This window comes from Enterococcus sp. ZJ1622, from assembly GCF_011038845.1.
Lineage (GTDB): Bacteria > Bacillota > Bacilli > Lactobacillales > Enterococcaceae > Enterococcus_B.
This window is the reverse complement of the sequence record NZ_JAAKDW010000044.1, coordinates 1-1,788: the sequence shown is the minus strand read 5'-3', so window position 1 is coordinate 1,788 and position 1,788 is coordinate 1. Positions and strand designations below refer to the sequence as shown.

Sequence of the window (1,788 nt, the reverse complement as noted above, 5' to 3'; positions counted from 1 at the left end):
ATAGGTATTTTCCATAGGTATTTTCCATAGGTATTTTCCATAGGTATTTTCCATAGGTATTTTCCATAGGTATTTTCCATAGGTATTTTCCATAGGTATTTTCCATAGGTATTTTCCATAGGTATTTAGGAGGCGTTGCTTCGCTCGCCTCCTAATCCTCGTCTACACTCATTTTAATTTTCTCTAATAATACATATGTTTGGTTTTTAAATTCCTGATATTGTTTTTGCTGATACTTTTCTTGTTCAAACAAATCTAATAATGAAATTCGCTGTAAACTTGCTTCGTCAAATGCTGTGCGATCTTGGAAATACCCTAAGAACAAATCATTCATTGCAATGATTTGTTTAAACTGTCGAGAAACATCAGTATTATGTGCAATTTGGTTACCTACATAACGTACTTTCGCATGCACATAGCTCTTACCAGTAAAAAAATCTATTAGCTCTGTTGTTAAATAATCAATATGGCTACTTAAATTTAATAAGGCCTCAAAACCATCTGCACTTGGATCTGATACCCCTAAAACGAGATCTGACACTGCTAACATATTATTGGTTATTATGTTACTATCGTTTCGTGTATCAATCACAACATAATCATATTTTTTAAACGTATCGTGTTGACGAATATAGCTACTAAAGATCAATGTATTATTGATTCGTTGAATTAATTCAGCATTCACTAATTCTAATTCAGCTGTTCCCGCAACAAGATCTAACTGCTCTCTAACCGACATTGGTACAACTTCTTGTCGTCGAAACAAGCGGGTCAATTCTGCTTGTTCGTTTATTTCTTCCGTAAATCGTTTCGTCGCATTGCCACTTTCATCTGAATCAATCAAGCATGTTTGCCCAAATTGTGAAAGATATACTGCTAACATACAAGATACGCTCGTTTTCCCTGTTCCGCCTTTTTTATTGTTTACTGTAATGTACTTTGTCATTTTTTTTCCTCTCTTTATTATTTGTATTCTAAACTTTCCTTTTGTCTAAATTGTTCTCCTTCTCGCACACCTTCCTGAAATGCTACCATGTCTTTTGTTTTGTGAGACGTGTCTTTTCCTGGCACTAGTGATAATTGATCAAACTCTTTTTGCACATATTCTGGCACTTGCAAAGCTAATTCATATCCTTTTGTTTCTACTTGTGTCAAAAACTGTGCGCGTAAACCTACAAGATATCCTTCAATATAATCTTGTTTTAATTGCCATTTTCGTTTTCTTTTTCGCTTGATTTCTGGACGTTGCATATAATTTCTCGCACAATAAGCGATACTTCCTTTTGCATAATGAAATGTAATATCTGCAATCTCTACATCTGTTTTCGTTCCTAGAAAATGTAACTTTACGGGTGTTCCAGCCACATAATAAAACTTTACTCTAAAATTCCAGGCAATAATTCCTGCTAATCGGTACAACCATTTCTGCGGCTTCCCTTGATATACAACAACATCAACTACTTTCTCTTCAAATGAAGATTGTTTATAATCAAATACTTGTTCTTCAGATATTCCGTAAGCAAGCATTAACTCTTGTGCTTTTGCTAAGGCGCTCATGGATTCTTTGTCATTTGCATCGTTTGCTAAAGCTAAAAGTTTTTGAATTTTCATAAAGCGTTTGTCCTTCACTTCGCTTTTCCACCTCCATGAAGACCAAATGCTTTTGCATGTATCCTAATAAAGTGGACACATTTTTTTGGTATACTCTTAAATAAATAGACACAAATTTTGAAAGGACTTTTTAATATGGTAAATAACAGAAAATCACCACGTAAATTTGACGAAGAG

General features: G+C 34.1%; 2 protein-coding genes. Both read right to left on the bottom strand.

Going from position 1 to position 1,788, the window contains the following annotated elements:
* Positions 1–151: 151 nt before the first annotated feature.
* Positions 152–946 (bottom strand): ParA family protein, encoded by a 795-nt coding sequence (locus G7Y42_RS14840; RefSeq protein WP_165007677.1) that lies wholly within the window; start codon positions 944–946, stop codon positions 152–154.
* A gap of 17 nt (positions 947–963) precedes the next feature.
* Complete coding sequence (locus G7Y42_RS14835; RefSeq protein WP_165007680.1) at positions 964–1,629, bottom strand: DUF2786 domain-containing protein; 666 nt, start codon at positions 1,627–1,629, stop codon at positions 964–966.
* Positions 1,630–1,788 lie beyond the last annotated feature (159 nt).